Origin of the sequence: Paenibacillus albiflavus (genome assembly GCF_004344915.1) — a bacterium.
In the GTDB taxonomy this organism is placed as follows: domain Bacteria; phylum Bacillota; class Bacilli; order Paenibacillales; family NBRC-103111; genus Paenibacillus_AM; species Paenibacillus_AM albiflavus.
The window spans coordinates 211,684-231,152 of sequence record NZ_SKFG01000003.1 but is presented as its reverse complement, the minus strand read 5'-3'; the positions used below and the strand labels follow the sequence as shown (position 1 = coordinate 231,152).

The window sequence follows — 19,469 nt, the reverse complement described above, 5'->3', positions numbered from 1 at the left end:
GTGCTTATTTCCGATGCTCACAATTCTTACAAGTCTTATACGTCAAATAACGATGTGGAACACGTTATCATAAACGGAAGTAATAAAGAATATATAAAGAAAGGCATCTTTCACCTCAATAATATTAATAATTACCATTCCCGTTTAAAGAAATGGATAAGTCGTTTTAATGGTGTTTCTACGAAATATTTACAACTTTATTTAGTGTGGTTTCAATTCCTCGACAATAGAAAAATGGAAAGCGATTTGAGCAAGAAAAAGCAAATGCTTATCTTGGCAAGTGTTTATGGAACTTGGGAAACGGCAGATAAGTTGCGACTGAGAAACTTTGCATTCTAAGAGCCAAGATTATTCGTTTTTTATAAGAAATTAATAATGCAATCCCTTAGTACAATAAGGAGTCCTGTCAAATATATACGGATTTAAAAAATACTGGGGCAATGGCATTTTATAATGTTACCAAACGACGCTTTGGGGACATTTTAATTAATAGAAAAAGGACAATACCTTACTCTGTTCAAATGCTATAATAATAAAGTGGTGCAATGCGCCTATAAAGATTTATTTGTTAATTCCACTTTTTAGAATAACTATATTTGGAAGGTGATATTTCTATGGTAGAGTTAAGAAAAATTAATAAGGACAATTATGTAGAATGTTTAAACTTGCATACAACTGAAAGCAATGTGGACTTTGTAGACCCTGTAGCGTGGTCTTTGGCTGAAGCCTGGGTGTCGTATGATGATTCACGCCCCTTTGCAATTTATGCCGATAATGTGATGGTAGGCTATGTTTCAATGTATATTGGCGATAATAACCCCCAAATCATAAATTTTATGATAGATAACCGTTTTCAAAAAAGAGGCTATGGAACAGCAGCAGCTAGGCTTTGTATTGAATATTTGCAGAAAGAATACAATGCAAGTAGAATTTCCGTACCAGTTCATCTAGAACATATATCCGCACAAAAATTTTGGAGTAACATAGGATTTGAAATATCAGACACCATAGAGAATGATTATCTTTTCATGCGGTTGTACATACCTGAAAAATGTGTCTGAGTATATAAAAATGGAGCTTATTTCTATAAAAGGGCGCGATTGTTTCATAAGCGTTCTTGTTTTACTAACGGGGTGCTTTAGTGAAATATGGATTTATAGCGTATACAAAACAAACCTAAATAACGTTCCCAAATGAAAGTTTGGGGACACAATAAAACACTTAAAACATCGTTATATCAATGTTTTAAGTGTTTTTTCTTTATTTAATCTATATACAGGTTTTTATGCACAATTGATTGAAGCTATATATAACAAGGTTTTAGCGATATTCAAAAAAATTTGAACTAGCGCACGTTTTGAATAAAATCTTGCATACGCAGCCGATTCCTTAACGTTGTAAATCAACCTTTTCCTTTAACATAGCCAAAGAATTGTAAAATTTATGACATACATCACATACATCACATACATCACATTTTATTTCACAATAATCGTGTGGTACTATGAAAAGATAAATTTAATGCACACTAGGAGGAATACATAAGTGAATAAGCAACTTGGAGTTATTGCGTTGCTGCTCATGACGATATTTATTGGCTTCGGAATCATTATTCCAGTTATGCCGCTTGCTGTTCTGGGCACAGGTACTGGTGAAAGTAACCAGTATCACAATTTTATGTTATTGTCGGTTTATTCACTCTCATCTTTTCTGATGTCTCCGATCTGGGGATCTCTGTCTGATCGAATTGGCCGAAGACCGCTAATTCTAATTGGCTTGATGGGTTATGCAGTGTCGTTCTTCTTGTTTGGGATTGGGTTCGAGCATTTATGGATGATGTATATCGCACGTATTCTGGGTGGATTGTTCTCAGGTGCGGCGACTGCTTGTGCCGTAGCTTATGTTGCAGATATCACATCTGCTGAGAATCGAACTAAAGGTATGGGAATCGTGGGAATGTCGATCGGCCTTGGATTTATTTTTGGTCCTGCGCTTGGCGGCTTGCTTGGTGAGGTTAATTTGCAGCTGCCGTTCTTTATATCTGCCGCTCTTGCTGTCGTGACATTCTTGTTCGCCTTTATTGTTTTGAAGGAATCCTTGCCTGTAGAGAAACGCAGACAAGCTGCATCGGCGACAGGTAAGAAAGTATCCCGTTGGACTGCTTTCCAAGGATCGCTTAAATACTTGTACGTATTATCGTTCTTTGTAACATTCACGCTCGCTGGACTTGAAGGCACATTGCAGTATTTCCAAATGGAACGAATCGGCGCAACACCAGGGGACATTGGTAAAATGTTTCTCGTCAGCGGTATTGTAGGTGCTCTTATTCAAGGTGGCGTCATTCGGAAATACGTGAAGCCAGGCACTGAGCAGCGCGTTATTGTAATCGGCTTACTGCTATCAGCACTCGGCTTTGTTCTAATCTTGTTCTCCACAAGCGTATGGACTGCGGCAGCCTTCTTAGCTGTATTTGGAGCGGGTAATGCCCTCATCAGGCCATGTGTAACTTCCTTGCTAACACAGAAAACAACTGTAGACCAAGGGGTAACAACAGGACTCAATTCATCAATGGATTCACTTGGTAGAATTCTAGGGCCGTTGTTTGGAGGAGCTTTATTCGCGTTAAACAGCTCGCTTCCGTATATTGCAGGCGCCATTCTTTGCGTAGGTGCTGTATATTTGGTGGGCAGGTTCGTTCTTGCAGATCGTAAAGCAAGTGGCGGCTTGAATAATTCGGTACAGTAGTCAAGATAAGGATTGACACAATAAATAGAGGCTTTCTCCTAGGCAGTAATTTATGCTTAAGAGAGAGCCTCTTCGTTATTTCATACGTGTTATTCGATTACTTGCGATGCTTGCGCAATACGAGCAAGTTCAGCAACATAAAGAGAAGAGAGAACCCTGCTAGAACGAGTGCATCCGGCCATATGACGCTCCAGCCCTTGCCACGGATCATGATTTCACGCAGAGCATCAGCACCGTATCGGAGCGGTGTAATCAATCCAATCGATCGAAGAAAGCTGTTCATCGTCTCCAGATTAAATAGTCCTGAGAAGAAAATCTGAGGGACGATAATAATCGGTATGAATTGGATCATCTGAAACTCTGAGCTAGCAAATGTTGAAATGAGCGTCCCCAGCGTCAATGCCGTTATAGCTAATAGCGTTGTGATGAGAAGCAGTGTCCAAAAAGAGCCCACCATATTAATATCTAAAATTTGTGTAGCAAACCATGTGACAAGCGAGGATTGAATAATCGTAAAAATACCGAATCCTGTGACATAGCCTAACACAATTTCATAATGTCGGAGTGGGGATGCCATGAGTCGCTCAAGTGTTCCCTCACTTCGCTCACGAAGGAATGAGATCCCCGCAATTAGAAAGACAAAGAAAAAAATGAAGAAGCCGATTAAGACCGGTCCAAAATTATCGAATGAAGCCATATCAGCTGATCCATGTAAATAATTGATTGTAAGCTGCCGATTCTGGACTCCACCTGTATTATTTTCTTCATATGCTTGTTGAAGTAATAATAAGACAGCTTTACTTACGGTCGGGTCACTGCCTTCCAGCGTGATCTCGGGCGCTCCAGCTGTTGCACGAATAATCGCATCGATTTCATATGTATCAAGCTTTTGATCAGCATCTGCATCACTCAGAGTGGTGACTCTTGCTCCTTTGGACTCTAGGATTTGAATGAAAGGCGCTGGCACATTAACGGCTCCGATTCGAGGCTCGTAGGTATCACCCTTGAACACAAGTGAGAGAAGCCAGAGGATCAAGAGGGGAGCTAACATCATCAGTGCGAGTGTACGTTTGTCGTTCAAGAATTGCTTGATAATCCGTACGATAATGGCATTAATTCTCACAGGTCAGCACCTCCATAATGAATGAATACCCCTTCAAGAGAATCGGCGCCTGTTTGTTCCTGCAACTGCTGCGGCGTTCCTTCAGCTATAAGGCGTCCATTGCGGATCATTCCTAGACGATCACATTTAGCTGCTTCGTCCATGACATGAGTTGTAATTAGAATCGTAGTTCCCTGCTTGCTAAGTCCTTCAAGCTTACTCCATATCGATTGACGCAGGAGCGGATCAATCCCAACCGTCGGCTCATCAAGAATAAGGATGCTAGGTTCATGCAACAGTGCGATTGCAAGCGATAGTCTGCGCTTCATACCGCCCGAGAAGAGGGATACTCGTTTATGAAGGTGGCTGCTTAGGTCAACTAATTCCATTACTTCCTTTATGCGCTGCTTACGATGGGCACTTTTTAGACCAAATAGTGACGCGAAAAAAATAAGATTATCTTCCGCCGTCAACTCGTGGTACAAGGCATCCGATTGTGCCATATAACCGATATTTGATAGAACGGATAGCTTTGGCATGCGATTGCCAAGTACGAATACGTCGCCTGAAGTTGCTTGATCAATTCCTGCGATAAGCTTAACAATCGTTGTTTTACCTGATCCGGAAGGCCCTAAAAGACCATATATTTGAGCAGGTGGTACCGTAAAAGAAACATCATGGAGAACTTGTGTTTTATTAAATAGGCGATTAACGCCTACTAATTGAATGCGATCCTGCACGGACATGCGAATCCCTCCATTGAATCAGAATAGTGATGCCTATTCCTAATATAAACCTTTTTAGATCGTTTGAAGAGAGTAACGTAAAAATAATAAGTCAATTTGGGGCATTCACCCGTTCCACTTTGGGCAAATGAACATATAGTATCAGGAACAAACACCTAGTCAGGAGTGATGATGGGGATGCACAGTTCAGAGGCCCATGCTTTATGTCACCATTGTATGAATTGCAAAGTGCGGATTGAAACGGTATACGGTCATGAAATTGAAGGAACCATCGTTCATTTGGACGATGCGAATGTATATCTTCGAATGCCAGGAAGAGCGTTGTTGGGGGATGCCATTGTAGATGACCATGAACAATACCGACCCTATTATGGACATGGCAATCAAGATGTGATTTTGACCTTATCCTTATTTTTATTGCTCACAATTGTATTGCTGTAGAAATAAACAAACAAGCCACAATCGGGCTTGTTTGTTTTATTTATGTTGATGTAATTAATTTATTTTGATGAATCGTCGGCCTGCAAATCCACCACGAACTGGCTCCGGAGGTGGATCATTGCGATGCTCGACTAGGTCAATCACACCTAGGATCATAGTTGCTAGGCCAAAGCCGACAACACCAGATGCGACTGCACGATTAACACCAAACATAGAGAAGCCTGCAGCGGTGACTAAGCAGCCTACCGTAGTCGGGAGAATACCTTCACGAACATAGGGTTTGTTCTTGCTCATTTAAGTTTATCCCCTTTGATAGGCTCCCCTGAATTATTCTTGTGATTGATCATACCCTCAATCATTGGCGTTAAATCTTCCTTAATGGACTCGATAAGCTTGTCCTTCGATATTCCTTTCTCTGCTGCAAGCTCTGCAATGGATTTACCGTTATGTAGCTTATTCCGAAGTTCTTCTACGCTTAGACCAAGCTGCTTGGCAAGCTTGTCCTCAGATAACAGCATCCTTTTATGATTACGCTGCAACATTCCTTTCTTGTTCATAAGCTGGGTAATGAAATCATTAACTTTGGCTTTCATGATGTCCGCTTTATCTGCGGTTAATTTGCCTGATTTGACGGCAGCATCAATTCTTGCGGCTTGCTTAGAGGTTAATGATGCTCTAAGCTTCTCTTCGCTGACATTTTGACTTTTGGCGATGTCCACCAGACTCTTGCCAGAGTTAAGTTCTTTCATTAATTGCTGCTTATCCATGTTAAGTACACTTGCAGCCTCTTCATATATGGAATGCGAGTCTGCATGACGTCCATGTTTAGCATGTGGTTCTGCTGATAGAGTAGTTAAATCAGTTGGTTGCTGTGCAGCGGCCATAGCGGATGCGCTGAATGCCATCGTTAGCGCTAGGGTTGAAACAATTAACTTCGTTTTCTTTAGCATGGTGATATTCCTTTCGGTTTCAGAATAGTTGTTACAAGTTCTATTGTTAACCAATCGAGGGCGTTTTACTTTAAAATATCCTTAATTTAACATAAAAAATAGCGACACAAGGTCGCTATTCAGGTTGCAGCTATACTCATAAGTAATCTTGCAGTTAATCTAGCTTACAGGACAGCAAGTTTATAAATTGGGATTAGCGTGCTGAAGGTTTCCTTAGCAAAAGAAACAAACTTCTCACCATCCGATAAGAGTGGATCATTCGCAGCAATGTGGCGACCGATCAGCAGTTCAGCTTTCTTGACGTCGCGGAAGCGTACTAATATACTTTGCCAGTCTTGATCGCTAAGCTCAGAGACTTTCTCTGCCGCTTTGTTCATATGATCTGTCGAAATAACATAATCAGATGGAACTGCCGCTTGTACTTTATCCATATGATTAAGAAGTGTGGAAGCAATCGTTGATTTATTCGGTGCTTCATAAATTAACGCGAACCAGATGAACAAGTGATCATCAAATAGACCAATTTGAAAATGCGGATGTTGCTTATAGCCACGTTTATTATGACAAATGGCCATCCATGTATCCTTTGGAGGATTTGTTTTGCGACGGGCATGCTGGGCGATATGCAGGTACATCTCCTCGCCGGCTAGCATGGCTACATCGTCACACAGCTCGTCCCCCAGCGCTTTGAACTTCGGCTGAATTCTCGCACGCAGTGCTTCCATGCGTGGGGCAAGCCCATCTATCGAAAAAGTATCAAAATCAGTTTGATGAAAACCAGTAAACTTCATATGAGCACATCCTTTGCTGTTAGGTTATAATATCCATATTTTATAAACTACGCTTTAAATAATAGATAGCAAGCTGCGTACGATCACGCAGTTCAAGCTTAGATAGAATATCACTGATATAATTTTTGACTGTTCCTTCGCTTAGGAATAATTGCGTGGCAATTTCTTTATTTGATAGCCCATTGGCAATTTCCGCAACAATCGCTTGTTCGGTTTGAGATAGACCTAATTCTTGAAGAGATGGGGGTTGCTGAGTTTGACGAGCAGATTGTGGCTGAATAAAGTTCGTCAATTTCTTGGCAATTTCCGGATGGATCAGTAACGATCCTTTATGGATGGTTTTGATCCCGTCGATTATTTGATCAGGTGGTATATTTTTAAGCAGATATCCACTTGCACCGTTGCGAAGTGCCTCAATGATATATTCATCATCATCAAAAGTTGTTAGAATCAGCACTTTAACCTCAGGTCTATCTGCTTTAATGAGCTTCGTTCCTTCCACGCCGTCACATTCAGGCATACGAATATCCATCAGTACAATATCGATCGGATGTTGTTGGACGAACTCAGCAGCTTCTTTCCCGTTCATGCAAGTGCCAAGAACCGTTATCTCTGCATCTAAATTTATGATGAGCTTGAGACTTTCACGGATATAGAGATCGTCATCGACGATTAGAACTTGTATCAATCGAAACATTCCTTTCCATAAACTTCAATTATTGCCAAGACGGCAGGATCGTTGTAACCGTAAATGGATACTGAGCGTTAATAAGGAGTTCACCGCCAATGAGCTTCACGCGTTCTTCCATTCCGCTAAGCCCGAGTCCGCGTCTTGTGGTATCCTTCGGCAATTCGCCATCATTGGAGATTTGCATTGTAATCTGGTCGGGTTCATAGCTCACACGGATTGATACTTGTGATGCATTGCCATGTCTGACTGCATTCGTTATAGCTTCCTGCGCATTCCGATGCATCACAACTTCAATGCTGGGATATAGCGCATAGGGCATTCCTTCGATAGAGTAGTCTATGTTTAAACGTCCTTCGCTTCGCAGATCTTGAACTAATTTCTCTAAGGAGTAAGTGCGAAGGATATGATTCCCAGGATTCAATTTACTTACTGTGGCTCGCAAAAGTTCCATGCTTTCGGTTAATTGGGCTTGTACATTCTGGGCTAATTCAATACCTTTGTCAGCTTGAATGGGCAGAATTCGAACAGCTGCATCCATCATTAGCTTGAGGCGAATTAACTTATGACCAAGCTCATCATGAATTTCTCGCGAGATCCGATTACGTTCTTCCAATTGCGTGGCATATTCAACCTTTTTAGCGAAATCGACCACCTGCTTTTGCGTTTCGTCTAGTTGATAATGCTTCAGTCTAAGCTCGTCATTTAGCTGCTCGGAATCGAGCTTCTCGTTGGTCAGCTTTCGTATGTAGTAGAGTAGAATGGTCATGATGCCATAGCTGAGATTAAGTGTTACGATCAGTGAAATCGGACTAGCATTCTCATATAGTACGTAGTTTAAGCCTATGATTCCAAGCAAAGAAGTAAGGTATTGATCTCTTTTGATCGTGATCTGATAACCAGATATGACGGATGAATAAATGAGCCAGTACAGAATGCCTTCATAGCTGATGGCAATCCATGTGGATAGTCCAATCTCCATCGATATAGCTATATTGGAGTCACGGAGCATCCGATAATTTCTACGTAATTCTACAAAACTCAATAGAAATAAAATGGAAAGTATATACCAGCTATTCGATTCGTAATTTTCGATGTACATCGAACAAATGGCAGGAATAAGAATTAAGCTGTAACGGACCCACAGAAACACCGAAGTCACAAATAAATGCCTCCCATAAATTTCAATTATCCCGATAAATTATAGCATAGTTTAGTCGGTCCAGGGTATGGAGGTGACGAAAGTCATATGAAGGTCATGACGTTCTCCACCTGATTGGCTGATTGTATTGGTTTACAATCAAAATACAAGAGGCATTGATCGAAAGGGGTAGCAGGAGATATGAGTTATATCCAAATTAAAGACGTTGTCAAAAGATATCATGGAAAGGTCAGTGTAGATCATCTGAATTTGTCAATTGATCAGGGCGAGATCTTCGGCTTGCTCGGACCTAATGGGGCTGGCAAGAGCACAACGATTAAACTAATGACGGGTTTGCTTCCATTAGATGGGGGAGATATTACGATTCATAATCAATCGGTCAAGCATAGCTCGTTCCAAGTGAAGAAACGAATCGGACTCGTTCCTCAGGATTTGGCGATTTATGAAAGCTTGAGCGCCAAAGAGAATGTAGAGTTTTTCGGGAGGTTATATGGATTAAGAGGACAAGAACTACAATCTCGCGTCAAGTGGGCCTTGGAGTTCGTTGGATTATCGGATAAAGCCAAGGATCAACCGAAGTCATTCTCAGGTGGAATGAAGCGCAGATTGAATATTGCTTGTTCCATTACGCATAAGCCGGAATTAATCATTATGGACGAGCCAACTGTTGGGATCGATCCGCAGTCACGCAATCATATTCTCGAATCTGTCAAAGAGCTTAATCGTATGGGCTCTACGATTATTTATACAAGTCATTACATGGAAGAAGTCTCTGCTATTTGTACACGGGTTGGCATCATGGATCAGGGTCGGTTGATTGCTTGTGGAACACATGGCGAATTGCGTGAACAAGTATCGCATGAGGAGAGAATTCTTCTGCAGGTATCGGGTACATCCACGCAATTAATCCAAGCTGAGCAAGAGCTGAAGCATTATGCGCTTATTAAGAAAGTCATAATGACGGACAGTTCGATTGAAATTTTCATGCGCACTCCGGGTGGAGATTTGCAAGACATTCTGTTCATCCTGTCCAAGAATCAGGTAGCCGTCCATTCCCTAACTCGAGTGGAGCCTGATTTGGAGTTCCTCTTCTTAACATTAACAGGACGCAAGTTAAGGGATTAGGAGGAGGACTATGAATACGTTAACGATTGCTTTGGTTGAAATAAAGCAGCAGTTTAAATCAGTAACTGCTACGTTGTTTACTTTTATACTTCCGCTTCTGCTTATTTTTATATTAGGCTCATCACTTTCGGGCTTAAGCACTTTCACGTCATCACCCAAGCAGGAAGATCAAGTTAAAGTGGGAATAGTAGACCTGGATCGACATGGATATAGCGATCATTTACAGGATTTTATCGAACAGAGCGAAGCCAAGAAATTAATCACACTCCATCAACTGGACTCGGCCGAACAATTGGAGCGAGATCTACGTAACGGCATTATGAATTTCGGTGTCGTTATACCGTCAGACTTTAGTGATGCAATAGCAAAAGGTCAGAATGCAGAACATTGGCAATTGGTGCTTGGAAATGATTATTATCAGAACCTGACAGCAAAGCTGGTATTTCAATCCTTTATCGATCAATTGAACAATATGCAAGCGATTAAGCAAATTTTAGGTCCTCAGGTAGCCCTGACAAGTCCGGCAGCTAGTGGGCAATATAATAGCGAACCGATTGTTAAGCAAGGGAAATTAAGCGAGGATACAAGCTATGAATACACTTCTTTCCAATATTATGCAGTATCCGTTCTTATCATGTTCTTGCTTTATACGGGCAGAGAGGCTGCTGTCTCGATTATGACGGATAAGGAAAATTATATCTTACAGCGTATGCAAGCCATGCCAATTCATCCTAGCTCCATAATCTGTGGCAAAATATTAGGAAACACGATTATTGCCTTGATGCAGGCCTTCATCATTATTGCGATTACCAAATATGTATATGGCGTTGATTGGGGACGTAGCTGGGGACTGTTGTTACTTGCGATTTGCCTCATCATTGTCTCAGCAATGGGATTGGGTGTTTTGCTTCTACTTCGTGCGAAGTCAGCAAAATCGGTACATTCCATTTATCAACTTATTATTGTCGTCATGACAGCGATTAGTGGTGGATTTTCACCTATTGAGGGTGCAGAGCCGATCAGTCAGTTCACCATTTCATATTGGGGCATGCAAGGTATATTCGATATTATGCTAAGCAGCAGTATGGAGCTTATTCTTCATAAAATTGTGATTCTTGGTGGAATAAGTGCTGTTCTCATCCTGATCTCGGTCATGTCCTATCGGAAGGTGGTTGCGTATGAATAGCTTGGTCATTGCAGGTAATTTCATCAAAAGATTCATTGGAAAAAAGAAGAGTATGGTGATTTCTTTTATCATTCCAGCTCTGTTAGTCGGCGTAATTATGAGTCAGGTGGTTACGGTAGGATTCAAGAAACAGACGCATGTCGCTTATGTCAACCAGGATCAGGGACACTTAAGTCAGACTTTGCTGGAAAAGCTAGGCGAACGATATGAGCTGACTGCCTTCACCTCCGTAGATGCAATGAATCAAAGTGTTATCGAGAAGCAGTACTTTGTAGGCTTCACTTTACCAGAGAATTATAGCGAAGGGCTGTGGAACGGACGTCCTTCCTCAGTTGAATTGCATGAATTTATCGCGTCTGAGGACTCGGCTTATGTGAACAGTACACTTCAAAATGAAATACAAAGTGTGCAATCGATCATATTCTCGGCCAAAAATGCTGGATTATCGGGTACAGCGCTCCAAGATAACGTTATGCAAATTTTAGCTTTAAAGGAGCATCAAAGCGTATCAGCCGATACGATTGATTATGAGCTCGATATCGGACAATATTTTCGAGTGGCAATGGGCATCCTTCTGATGTTCATGCTTCTCAATGTCTCAGCCTCGGTATCTATTATTCTGGAGGATCGGCAGCTCAACACCATGTCACGTATGTATAGTGCGCCTGTTCGAATCATTGAGATTTCGCTTGGCAATTTTCTGGGCAGTTTCATTGTTGGAACGCTTCAAGTGGCCTCGATTCTGGTTATGATGCATTATTTGCTGGGGCTGCAGCTACGAATCGCATTCCTTCCGCATCTTGCGATTATGGAGATGTTCTTGCTTGTCGCGATTGGAATCGGTACAGCGATCGGCTCCATCGTTAAGAATCAAAAGCAGCTTTCGATTTTTATCTCATTAATTATTTTTCCAACATGTATGTTAGGTGGGTGTTTTTGGCCAACATGGATGATGGAAGATTACATGCAGAAATTGTCTAACTTCATTCCCCAAACTTGGGCGCTTGATGCGATGGAGAAGCTTGCCAAAGGTGCGGAGCTAGGTCAAGTCATGCTGCATATCGGCGTACTTGCGCTGTTTGCCATCGTCTTGCTTGGAATCGGATCTGCTCTCCTCAAACCAACTGAACGCGAAGCTGCATAAGTTGAAACTGAAGGATCATAATAAACAGACAGACCATAAGGCCATAGCCGTCTTCCATAAGAATGCAAATTCTTGTGAGAGACGGTTTTTTGCTTTGAAACATAATTAAATGTCAAAGACCAAGTTACGAATACATATGCTTCTTAATAAGATATCTTAATCGGATAAGTTGTCTAAACGGACGTATGGGAAATGGGGGATTGTGATGAGTAAGAATAATGAAGTTGAATATTGCAACTTGGAAATTCGGTTTGAACGCCCTCACATTCGTAACTTCATCAAATCATTAATTAGAGAAGGATATTCTTTATATTGGAGCGAACTGGATGGTCAATTTATCATATCCATCCGGCTTGGAAGAAAGCTTATTAAGCTGAAATTTGAGCGTATTGGTCATCGTTACAAAATCGTGGGAAACTATTCTTTTAAAGATGAGAAGCTCATGGAGATTATGGAAAAAATGATTTGTGATACGAGGGGGCATGCGATTGTTAAACGGTTCCGTGATAGGCAAATTCTGATTGAGAATATTATGTTCGGGGAAACCATTCGTATGGTCGAAATTACGGGCTTCGAGCACCGTGTATTATATGAAAAGGAGCAGCCGATTTCTACTGAAGAAATGATGACGGCATTCCGCTCTGTTCGAATTGATGAGCGCATACCTGTGCTTCGTCTTGAGCTTGATTATGAATTAGCTACGCTAAGCGAAGCAATTCAAAATAAGGATGTAAAAGCAATTGCGCTGTCTAAACAGAAGCTGTCTCAATTAAGACAAGAGATGCTGCTTCTTGAAATGTAAACGTATAATACAGAGTTGCTCGCTCGGATTTCCGTTTGGAAATTGACATTTGATCACCCAAAAGCTTATGATTTATACAAGCATGGAATAGAGAAACAGCATAGGAAGGTAGGGTGCATACCAGATGTCAAAGCAACAAATTGGTGTGATTGGTTTAGCCGTAATGGGCAAGAATTTAGCGCTTAATATTGAGAGTAGAGGATTTACTGTATCCGTCTACAATCGTTCACCTGAAAAAACTAAGGAATTATTAGCCGAAGCAGAGGGAAAGAATCTATTCGGTACTTTTACAATTGAGGAATTTGTTGAGTCACTTGAGAGCCCTCGTCGAATTCTTATTATGGTGCAAGCAGGCAAACCTACTGATGCAGTTATTGAGCAATTAACTCCGCTATTAGATCAAGGAGATATTCTAATTGATGGAGGGAATGCTTATTTCCCTGATACAGTTCGTCGTAATAAAGATTTGCAGGAGAAGGGCTTCCGCTTTATCGGTACTGGCGTGTCTGGTGGCGAAGAAGGAGCGCTTAAAGGACCTGCAATTATGCCTGGTGGTCAGAGAGATGCATATGAGCTCGTTGAGCCGATCCTTACAGCGATTTCTGCAAAAGTTGGAGACGACCCTTGTTGTACTTATATCGGGCCAGACGGAGCAGGTCATTACGTGAAGATGGTGCATAACGGCATTGAGTATGGCGATATGCAGCTTATCTGTGAAGCGTATCACCTCTTAAAAGATGTACTTGGTGTAAGTGCAGAAGAATTGCATGAAATTTTCTCTGATTGGAACGCAGGCGAACTTGACTCCTACCTAATTGAGATTACAAGAGATATCTTTACGAAATATGATCCTGAAACAGGTAAACCGATGGTTGACGTGATTCTGGACTCAGCAGGACAGAAGGGTACTGGCAAATGGACAAGCCAAAGCGCACTCGATCTTGGTGTTCCGTTATCCATTATTACTGAATCTGTATTCTCCCGTTTTATTTCGGCAATGAAGGACGAGCGTGTAGCAGCTTCTAAGAAGCTTAATGGTCCATCTGTAGGCAAATACGAAGGCGATCGTGCAGCATTTATCGAGGCTGTCCGCAAGGCTCTATATGCAAGTAAAATTTGCTCTTATGCGCAAGGCTTTGCTCAAATGAGAGCAGCATCCGAAGAATATAACTGGAATCTAGATTACGGCTCCATTGCGATGATCTTCCGTGGCGGATGCATTATCAGAGCGCGCTTCTTGCAGAACATTAAGGATGCATACGATCGTGATGCCAACCTTAAGAACTTGCTGCTTGATTCCTACTTCCAAGGTATCGTAGAGAACTATCAAGATGCTTGGAGACAAGTGGTATCTGTTGCGGTAACTCGCGGTATTCCAGTACCTGCATTTGCATCAGCTCTTGCTTATTATGATTCCTACCGTACAGAGCGTTTGCCTGCAAACCTATTGCAAGCACAACGTGATTACTTCGGTGCGCATACGTTCAAGCGTGTGGACAAGGAAGGCGTATTCCATTTTAACTGGTTAGATAACTAATAATCGAACGATTGTTATATTGATAGCTGAGGAACCCCGCTGTTTATGGTGGGGAAGCCTCAGCTATTTGTATATAAATGTAAATTATGTCTGTGACTTAGGACCGTTCCATCCATCGGTTCCGTATGTTATTATATGGGGAAAGTTTAGGGGATGAAGAGAGGGAGACTAGGTGTCTAACACTGAGAAGATTCGTAATATCGTGTTAATTGGCTTTATGGGAACAGGTAAATCGACCGTTGGCAAGAAGCTTGCCAAGGCACTCTCATGGTCATTTATAGATATAGATGTTTATATCGAAAATAAAGAAAATACAACAATTCCTGATCTGTTCCGCGAGAAAGGTGAACCCTATTTTCGTGATGTAGAAAGCAATGCGATCCAGCAGGTACTACGTCAGTCCAAACAAGTTGTATCGATGGGTGGCGGGGCTGTTCTTCGCAAAGATAACTGCAAGACGATGCTAGATAATGGACTAGTTATTGCGTTAACGGCAACACCAGAAGCGATTATCCAAAGAGTGAAGGGGAACTCCGATCGCCCACTTCTTCAAGGGAATCTGGAGGAACGCGTTTATACGATGATGGAGCAGAGGCAAGGTGCTTATGAGTTTGCACATGTCACAATTGATACGTTTGATCGCAGCCCCGAAGAAATTGCGGTTCAAATACAGCGAATGCTTCAGTGAGGTGATTAATCAATGAAGAACTATCTGTATATCGGTATAGGTGGTGCATTTGGTGCGGTATGCAGGCTGTTAATAACTCGTCTATGGCCATCAACGGGTACGGTATTCCCTTTTGGGACACTGGCATGCAATTTAGTAGGCTGTGTATTGCTAGGTTATTTGACCTATGCACTATTCCCCCGAATGTCAGAACAAGTGAAGCTGATGATTACAACAGGCTTCATTGGAGCGTTCACGACCCTTTCAACTTTTAGTATGGAGACGGTTATTCTGCTCGAGAATGGGAGGACATTGCTAGCGTTCGCCTATGTTGTTACAAGCTTAATTGGCGGAATGGGATTTGTATGGTTAGGCTCTAGATTGGCAGGTCATGACAAGCATAGGGGAGATCGCTCAAATGGATAATCTATTACTGACCATCCTGTTAGTAGGACTAGGTGGATTTATCGGAGCGATTACACGCTATTCTATTTCGACAATGATCAGCAAATCATTTCCAAGTACACTGCCGTATGGTACACTGACAGTAAACCTTCTAGGTTCTTTTGCACTGGGCATATTGCTAGGCAAAGAAGTTTCTGGAGAACTGACATTTCTGATTGGAACCGGGTTTATGGGTGCTTTTACGACATTCTCAACATTCAAATTAGAAAGTCTAAAATTTCTGTATAACGGGCAAATCAATCGATTGATTATATATCAATTGCTTACTTATATAGCAGGGATCATGCTCGCATTTATCGGATTTAGCATAGTTCATTAATATCTTATCGAGGGAGAGAGTATAGAGATGAAAGCTATTGTTTCGAACACAGATAGATTACAAGGGGAGATTCATGCGTTATCCTCCAAAAACTATACAACGCGCTATTTATTAGTCAGTGCGCTTGCTGATGGCGTAAGCACGATTCATTATCCCGCACATAGTGAAGATAGCGATGCAATGAGACGCTGTCTGATCGATCTAGGGGCAGAGCTGCATGAGGATGCAGAGAAGATGACCATTCGTGGATTTGGACGTCATCCTAAGGCTATTAAGGAGCTTAACGTAGGCAATGCAGGTGCAGTGCTTCGATTTCTTATGGGAACAGCGGCATTGCTACCTGAAGTGACCTTCGTTAATACATATCCTGACTCTTTGGGCAAGCGCCCACATCAGGATCTGATTGATGCACTCGAGCAGATGGGCGTATCTGTCGAGCATCAGAACGGAAGATTGCCGATTATAATCCGTGGCAGCAAAGCGCATGGCGGCTTAATCGAAGTGTCTGGACAAGTATCTTCTCAATTTTTAAGCTCATTATTATTCTTAACACCTTTGCTGCCTGAAGATAGTGAGATTCGTGTTCTTCATGATTTGAAATCCAAGGTCGTTATTGGTCAAACGCTAGAGGTGCTTGAAGAAGCGGGTATTATCATCCATGCATCAGAAGATCTTATGCACTATCATGTGCCTGGCGGTCAACAATATCAGGCTAAATCATATACTGTACAAGGCGATTACCCAGGATCTGCAGCAATTCTAGCAGCAGCAGCAGTGACGAATTCAGACGTTCGTGTTACACATTTAATGGAAAAATCCAAACAAGGTGAGCGTGCCTGCGTTGATGTGCTTCAAGCGATGGGTGTTGATCTGACACATCAAGATGGTATAGTTCACGTTCGCGGAGGCAAGGGACTCGTTGCTGGCGAATTCGATGGCGATGAATTCACAGATGCTGTGCTGGCAATGGTTGCTGCTGCCGTATTCGCCAAAGGTACGTCAAGATTCTATAATGTAGAAAATTTGCGATACAAAGAATGTGATCGCATCACAGATTATTTGAATGAGCTTCGTAAAGCAGGTGCTCATGTGGAAGAGCGTCAGAGCGAGATTATCGTTCATGGACGTCCTGAAGGCGTAGAGGGTGGCGTGGAGATTAATGCGCATTATGATCATCGGGTCATCATGGCGCTAACTGTAGTCGGGCTGCGGTCCGCACAAGGTTTAACCATTAAAGATGCGCATCATGTTGCGAAGTCTTATCCGCAATATTTTGATCATTTGAAAGCTCTTGGCGCTAAGATTGAGCTGATTGAAGAATGAGTGTTTTGTTGAAGGGACTGAAGGTTAGCTTTGCTTTTATACTTATTGTGGCTCTAGTGGTAACAAGTACAGTACTCGCTTACTTGTTATTCGGTAAAATGAAGGAGACTTGGGGAAGAACCGTTTCTGAGGAGAGCAATCAAGTAATCACAGCAGATGCTACACCTAAACCTGTCCCGACGCCAACACCTGTGCCTGTTGAGAAGCCAGCATCTGTGTTGCTTAAAGCACCGATCATTAATCAATATCCAGAACTACCAGCTGGATGCGAAATTACGTCATTTACGATGTTGCTGCAATATGCGGGTTTTGACAAAACGAAGCTAGAGTTAAATAAAGAAATGCCCAAAGACCCAACACCGATGAAAAGGGATAGTAAGGGGAATATTATCTATTGGGGTAATCCGAACGTTGGTTATGTTGGTGATGCGACCGTGCGCGGCAAAGGGTTTGCCATCTTTCATGAAGGCTTATTCCCGATGCTAGAAAGCTACATCCCAACTGCGATTGATTTAACGCGTGAATCCTTTGACAAATATGAGGCACAGCTTGCGCAGGGAGTTCCAGTGCTAGTTTGGACAACCATTGATTTTAAAGTACCGCAAAATTGGGTCGTATGGGATTCACCTTTAGGTCCATTTAAAACAACCTATAAAGAGCATGCTGTTCTTTTAGTTGGATATGATGAAGAGAACGTGTATGTGAACGATCCAGCAACAGGCCAAGCAGGGAAGAAATTGAACAAGAATGAATTTATCGCAACATGGGTTGCACTCGGCAAGCAAGGACTTTCTTATACCAAGGAGGGCTAATGATGAGTTTCGAGAATCCGTCACGTGAAGAGATTAAGGAAATATTGGCTTCAGCAGGTAATATTGCCGTTGTGGGGTTATCCGATAATCCGGAGCGTACATCTCATATGGTTGCCAAAGCAATGCAAGAAAGAGGATATCGGATTATTCCTGTAAATCCAGGCAAAAAACAAATTCTTGGTGAAACCTGCTACAAATCCTTATTGGATATTCCTGAACCTGTTGATATCGTTAACGTATTTAGACGAGCAGAAGAGGTCATCCCTTGTGCTGAACAAGCCGTGCAAATTAAAGCCAAAGTATTCTGGCTGCAGCTAGGAATTGTAAATGAGCAAGCCGCGCAAATTGCGTCAGAAGGTGGAGTGACGGTCATTATGGACCGTTGCATTAAAGTAGAAGATGCGGTGTTGCAACCGCGCAAATAAGTAAGCAATTCAAAAGACGATGCACAGTACGCTTGTGTATCGTCTTTTTCTTGTTAGGAAATCTCCTTACACATATTTTGTAAGTTCTTAATCCAAACTACAAGAAGAGCTGATAAGGAGGGAATACGAGGAATGTCATTAAATGAGGAGAAAGAACAGCATACAGCACCTAGTCTGGCTGCAAGTTTAATACCAACAGCATCCCTTTATGGATCAGGTATGGTAGGGATTGGAGCATTGCCGATTTTGAGCAATACATTTAATCCGTCCAACGAAATAAGTGATAGCAATCCTACAGAAGGTCCAGATAAGTCGAATAAATTTTCTTACTAATTAGAGGAAAGGGATGAATAGGATATGAATGCAAATCAAAGCAACACGACAACAACACCAAACCGTAATCAACTAACAGACAAAGAGCTTAGCTATGCAAAAGATTTTTTGTCATGGGAGCTGCTTGCGATCAAGAAATGCAATGATGCCGCTATACGCTGTCAAGATACTGAAATCGCGAAATTAATTCGTGATACCGGCCATAAGCATCAGCAGCAATACCAAACGATTCTATCGTTTTTACAATAAGAATAGAGGAGGAAATAATCGATGCCGACAGAAATCGCAATGCCCCAAACAGGTCAATTGCCACAAGTAAAAGGACCTGAATTCAATGATCGTGACCTGATCAATGATATTCTTTCTTATGAAAAATATTTAACGAGCGGTTTTAATACAGGACTAAGTGAAATGCAGATGCCAAGGCTTCATCAATCGATTCAAGATATTTTGATCGATGTGCATAAATCACAGGCCGCCCTATTCGATCTTATGTTCCAGAAGGGCTGGTACAAAATGAAGGCTGCTGAACAGACGGAAATCCAGCAAGCACATCAACAATTTAATAACTATAAGACGCAGTTTCCTAATTAATCGAATAAAGAATGTGGCACAGGTCTTGATTCCATTGAATCAGGACCTTTTATATTTTCTTTTGACAAAACCTATACACAAGCTTTACGATGTGGTTTAGAGAGGGGGTTAT

Annotated in this window: 25 protein-coding genes; 18 read left to right on the top strand and 7 right to left on the bottom strand. The window is 41.8% G+C overall.

Annotated features, from left to right (window positions below; all coding sequences use genetic code 11):
* From E0485_RS06390 to E0485_RS06380, 3 genes are all read left to right on the top strand, one after another.
* Positions 1 to 339: IS1595 family transposase (locus tag E0485_RS06390; protein WP_132417143.1), on the top strand; the 339-nt coding region annotated here is incomplete at its 5' end.
* Positions 340 to 614: 275 nt separating this feature from the next.
* The gene (locus tag E0485_RS06385; protein WP_132417142.1) at positions 615 to 1,061 is read left to right on the top strand and encodes a GNAT family N-acetyltransferase; all 447 of its coding nucleotides are present in this window, start codon (positions 615 to 617) and stop codon (positions 1,059 to 1,061) included.
* A 484-nt stretch (positions 1,062 to 1,545) separates the two neighbouring features.
* Complete coding sequence (locus tag E0485_RS06380) at positions 1,546 to 2,745, top strand: MFS transporter (RefSeq protein ID WP_132417141.1); 1,200 nt, start codon at positions 1,546 to 1,548, stop codon at positions 2,743 to 2,745.
* A 97-nt stretch (positions 2,746 to 2,842) separates the two neighbouring features.
* Here E0485_RS06380 and E0485_RS06375 read toward each other — a convergent pair whose 3' ends face one another.
* Positions 2,843 to 3,868 carry an ABC transporter permease gene (locus tag E0485_RS06375; protein WP_132417140.1) on the bottom strand — a complete coding sequence of 342 codons (1,026 nt, stop codon included), beginning with the start codon at positions 3,866 to 3,868 and terminating at the stop codon, positions 2,843 to 2,845.
* Entirely contained in the window at positions 3,865 to 4,593 is a 729-nt protein-coding gene (locus tag E0485_RS06370) for an ABC transporter ATP-binding protein (RefSeq protein ID WP_132417139.1), read from the bottom strand. The genes E0485_RS06375 and E0485_RS06370 overlap by 4 nt, the downstream gene beginning before the upstream one ends.
* 177 nt (positions 4,594 to 4,770) lie before the next feature.
* Here E0485_RS06370 and E0485_RS06365 point away from each other — a divergent pair, with 177 nt between their 5' ends.
* A complete protein-coding gene (locus tag E0485_RS06365; RefSeq protein WP_132417138.1) occupies positions 4,771 to 5,034 on the top strand; it encodes a hypothetical protein in 264 nt (87 codons plus the stop codon).
* A 54-nt stretch (positions 5,035 to 5,088) separates the two neighbouring features.
* Here the strand turns inward: E0485_RS06365 and E0485_RS06360 are convergent, their stop codons facing one another.
* The 5 genes from E0485_RS06360 to E0485_RS06340 all read right to left on the bottom strand — a co-directional run bounded on the left by E0485_RS06360 (position 5,089) and on the right by E0485_RS06340 (position 8,625).
* Positions 5,089 to 5,328 carry a hypothetical protein gene (locus tag E0485_RS06360; protein ID WP_132417137.1) on the bottom strand — a complete coding sequence of 80 codons (240 nt, stop codon included), beginning with the start codon at positions 5,326 to 5,328 and terminating at the stop codon, positions 5,089 to 5,091.
* Positions 5,325 to 5,984: a hypothetical protein gene (locus tag E0485_RS06355; protein ID WP_132417136.1), complete on the bottom strand. Its 660-nt coding sequence runs from the start codon at positions 5,982 to 5,984 to the stop codon at positions 5,325 to 5,327. The genes E0485_RS06360 and E0485_RS06355 overlap by 4 nt, the downstream gene beginning before the upstream one ends.
* 164 nt (positions 5,985 to 6,148) lie before the next feature.
* Positions 6,149 to 6,775: a YktB family protein gene (locus tag E0485_RS06350; RefSeq protein ID WP_132417135.1), complete on the bottom strand. Its 627-nt coding sequence runs from the start codon at positions 6,773 to 6,775 to the stop codon at positions 6,149 to 6,151.
* 40 nt (positions 6,776 to 6,815) lie between these two features.
* Positions 6,816 to 7,463 carry a response regulator transcription factor gene (locus E0485_RS06345; RefSeq protein ID WP_132417134.1) on the bottom strand — a complete coding sequence of 216 codons (648 nt, stop codon included), beginning with the start codon at positions 7,461 to 7,463 and terminating at the stop codon, positions 6,816 to 6,818.
* Between the two features lie 28 nt (positions 7,464 to 7,491).
* Complete coding sequence (locus tag E0485_RS06340) at positions 7,492 to 8,625, bottom strand: sensor histidine kinase (protein ID WP_132417133.1); 1,134 nt, start codon at positions 8,623 to 8,625, stop codon at positions 7,492 to 7,494.
* Positions 8,626 to 8,805: 180 nt separating this feature from the next.
* Here E0485_RS06340 and E0485_RS06335 point away from each other — a divergent pair, with 180 nt between their 5' ends.
* From E0485_RS06335 to E0485_RS06270, 14 genes are all read left to right on the top strand, one after another.
* Entirely contained in the window at positions 8,806 to 9,750 is a 945-nt protein-coding gene (locus E0485_RS06335) for an ABC transporter ATP-binding protein (protein WP_132417132.1), read from the top strand.
* A gap of 10 nt (positions 9,751 to 9,760) precedes the next feature.
* The gene (locus tag E0485_RS06330; RefSeq protein WP_132417131.1) at positions 9,761 to 10,936 is read left to right on the top strand and encodes an ABC transporter permease; all 1,176 of its coding nucleotides are present in this window, start codon (positions 9,761 to 9,763) and stop codon (positions 10,934 to 10,936) included.
* Positions 10,929 to 12,080 carry an ABC transporter permease gene (locus E0485_RS06325; RefSeq protein WP_132417130.1) on the top strand — a complete coding sequence of 384 codons (1,152 nt, stop codon included), beginning with the start codon at positions 10,929 to 10,931 and terminating at the stop codon, positions 12,078 to 12,080. Before E0485_RS06330 ends, E0485_RS06325 begins: the two co-directional genes overlap by 8 nt.
* Positions 12,081 to 12,285: 205 nt before the next feature.
* Positions 12,286 to 12,882: a hypothetical protein gene (locus E0485_RS06320; protein ID WP_132417129.1), complete on the top strand. Its 597-nt coding sequence runs from the start codon at positions 12,286 to 12,288 to the stop codon at positions 12,880 to 12,882.
* A gap of 124 nt (positions 12,883 to 13,006) precedes the next feature.
* On the top strand, positions 13,007 to 14,419 hold the full coding sequence (gndA, locus tag E0485_RS06315; protein WP_132417128.1) for an NADP-dependent phosphogluconate dehydrogenase: 1,413 nt from the start codon (positions 13,007 to 13,009) through the stop codon (positions 14,417 to 14,419).
* Between the two features lie 172 nt (positions 14,420 to 14,591).
* Positions 14,592 to 15,107 carry a shikimate kinase gene (locus E0485_RS06310; protein WP_132417127.1) on the top strand — a complete coding sequence of 172 codons (516 nt, stop codon included), beginning with the start codon at positions 14,592 to 14,594 and terminating at the stop codon, positions 15,105 to 15,107.
* Positions 15,108 to 15,119: 12 nt separating this feature from the next.
* Positions 15,120 to 15,512 carry a fluoride efflux transporter CrcB gene (crcB, locus tag E0485_RS06305; RefSeq protein ID WP_132417126.1) on the top strand — a complete coding sequence of 131 codons (393 nt, stop codon included), beginning with the start codon at positions 15,120 to 15,122 and terminating at the stop codon, positions 15,510 to 15,512.
* Positions 15,505 to 15,870: a fluoride efflux transporter CrcB gene (crcB, locus tag E0485_RS06300; protein WP_235857447.1), complete on the top strand. Its 366-nt coding sequence runs from the start codon at positions 15,505 to 15,507 to the stop codon at positions 15,868 to 15,870. The genes crcB (E0485_RS06305) and crcB (E0485_RS06300) overlap by 8 nt, the downstream gene beginning before the upstream one ends.
* A gap of 27 nt (positions 15,871 to 15,897) precedes the next feature.
* A complete protein-coding gene (gene aroA, locus E0485_RS06295; protein WP_132417125.1) occupies positions 15,898 to 17,193 on the top strand; it encodes a 3-phosphoshikimate 1-carboxyvinyltransferase in 1,296 nt (431 codons plus the stop codon).
* Positions 17,190 to 18,005 carry a C39 family peptidase gene (locus E0485_RS06290; protein ID WP_132417124.1) on the top strand — a complete coding sequence of 272 codons (816 nt, stop codon included), beginning with the start codon at positions 17,190 to 17,192 and terminating at the stop codon, positions 18,003 to 18,005. The genes aroA and E0485_RS06290 overlap by 4 nt, the downstream gene beginning before the upstream one ends.
* Before the next feature lie 2 nt (positions 18,006 to 18,007).
* Positions 18,008 to 18,430, top strand: coding sequence for a CoA-binding protein (locus E0485_RS06285; RefSeq protein WP_132417160.1), 423 nt, complete (start codon positions 18,008 to 18,010; stop codon positions 18,428 to 18,430).
* Positions 18,431 to 18,562: 132 nt separating this feature from the next.
* The gene (locus E0485_RS06280; protein ID WP_132417123.1) at positions 18,563 to 18,763 is read left to right on the top strand and encodes a hypothetical protein; all 201 of its coding nucleotides are present in this window, start codon (positions 18,563 to 18,565) and stop codon (positions 18,761 to 18,763) included.
* 24 nt (positions 18,764 to 18,787) lie between these two features.
* Complete coding sequence (locus tag E0485_RS06275; protein ID WP_132417122.1) at positions 18,788 to 19,012, top strand: hypothetical protein; 225 nt, start codon at positions 18,788 to 18,790, stop codon at positions 19,010 to 19,012.
* A 21-nt stretch (positions 19,013 to 19,033) separates the two neighbouring features.
* Positions 19,034 to 19,357 carry a spore coat protein gene (locus E0485_RS06270; protein ID WP_132417121.1) on the top strand — a complete coding sequence of 108 codons (324 nt, stop codon included), beginning with the start codon at positions 19,034 to 19,036 and terminating at the stop codon, positions 19,355 to 19,357.
* The last annotated feature ends 112 nt before the right edge of the window (positions 19,358 to 19,469 follow it).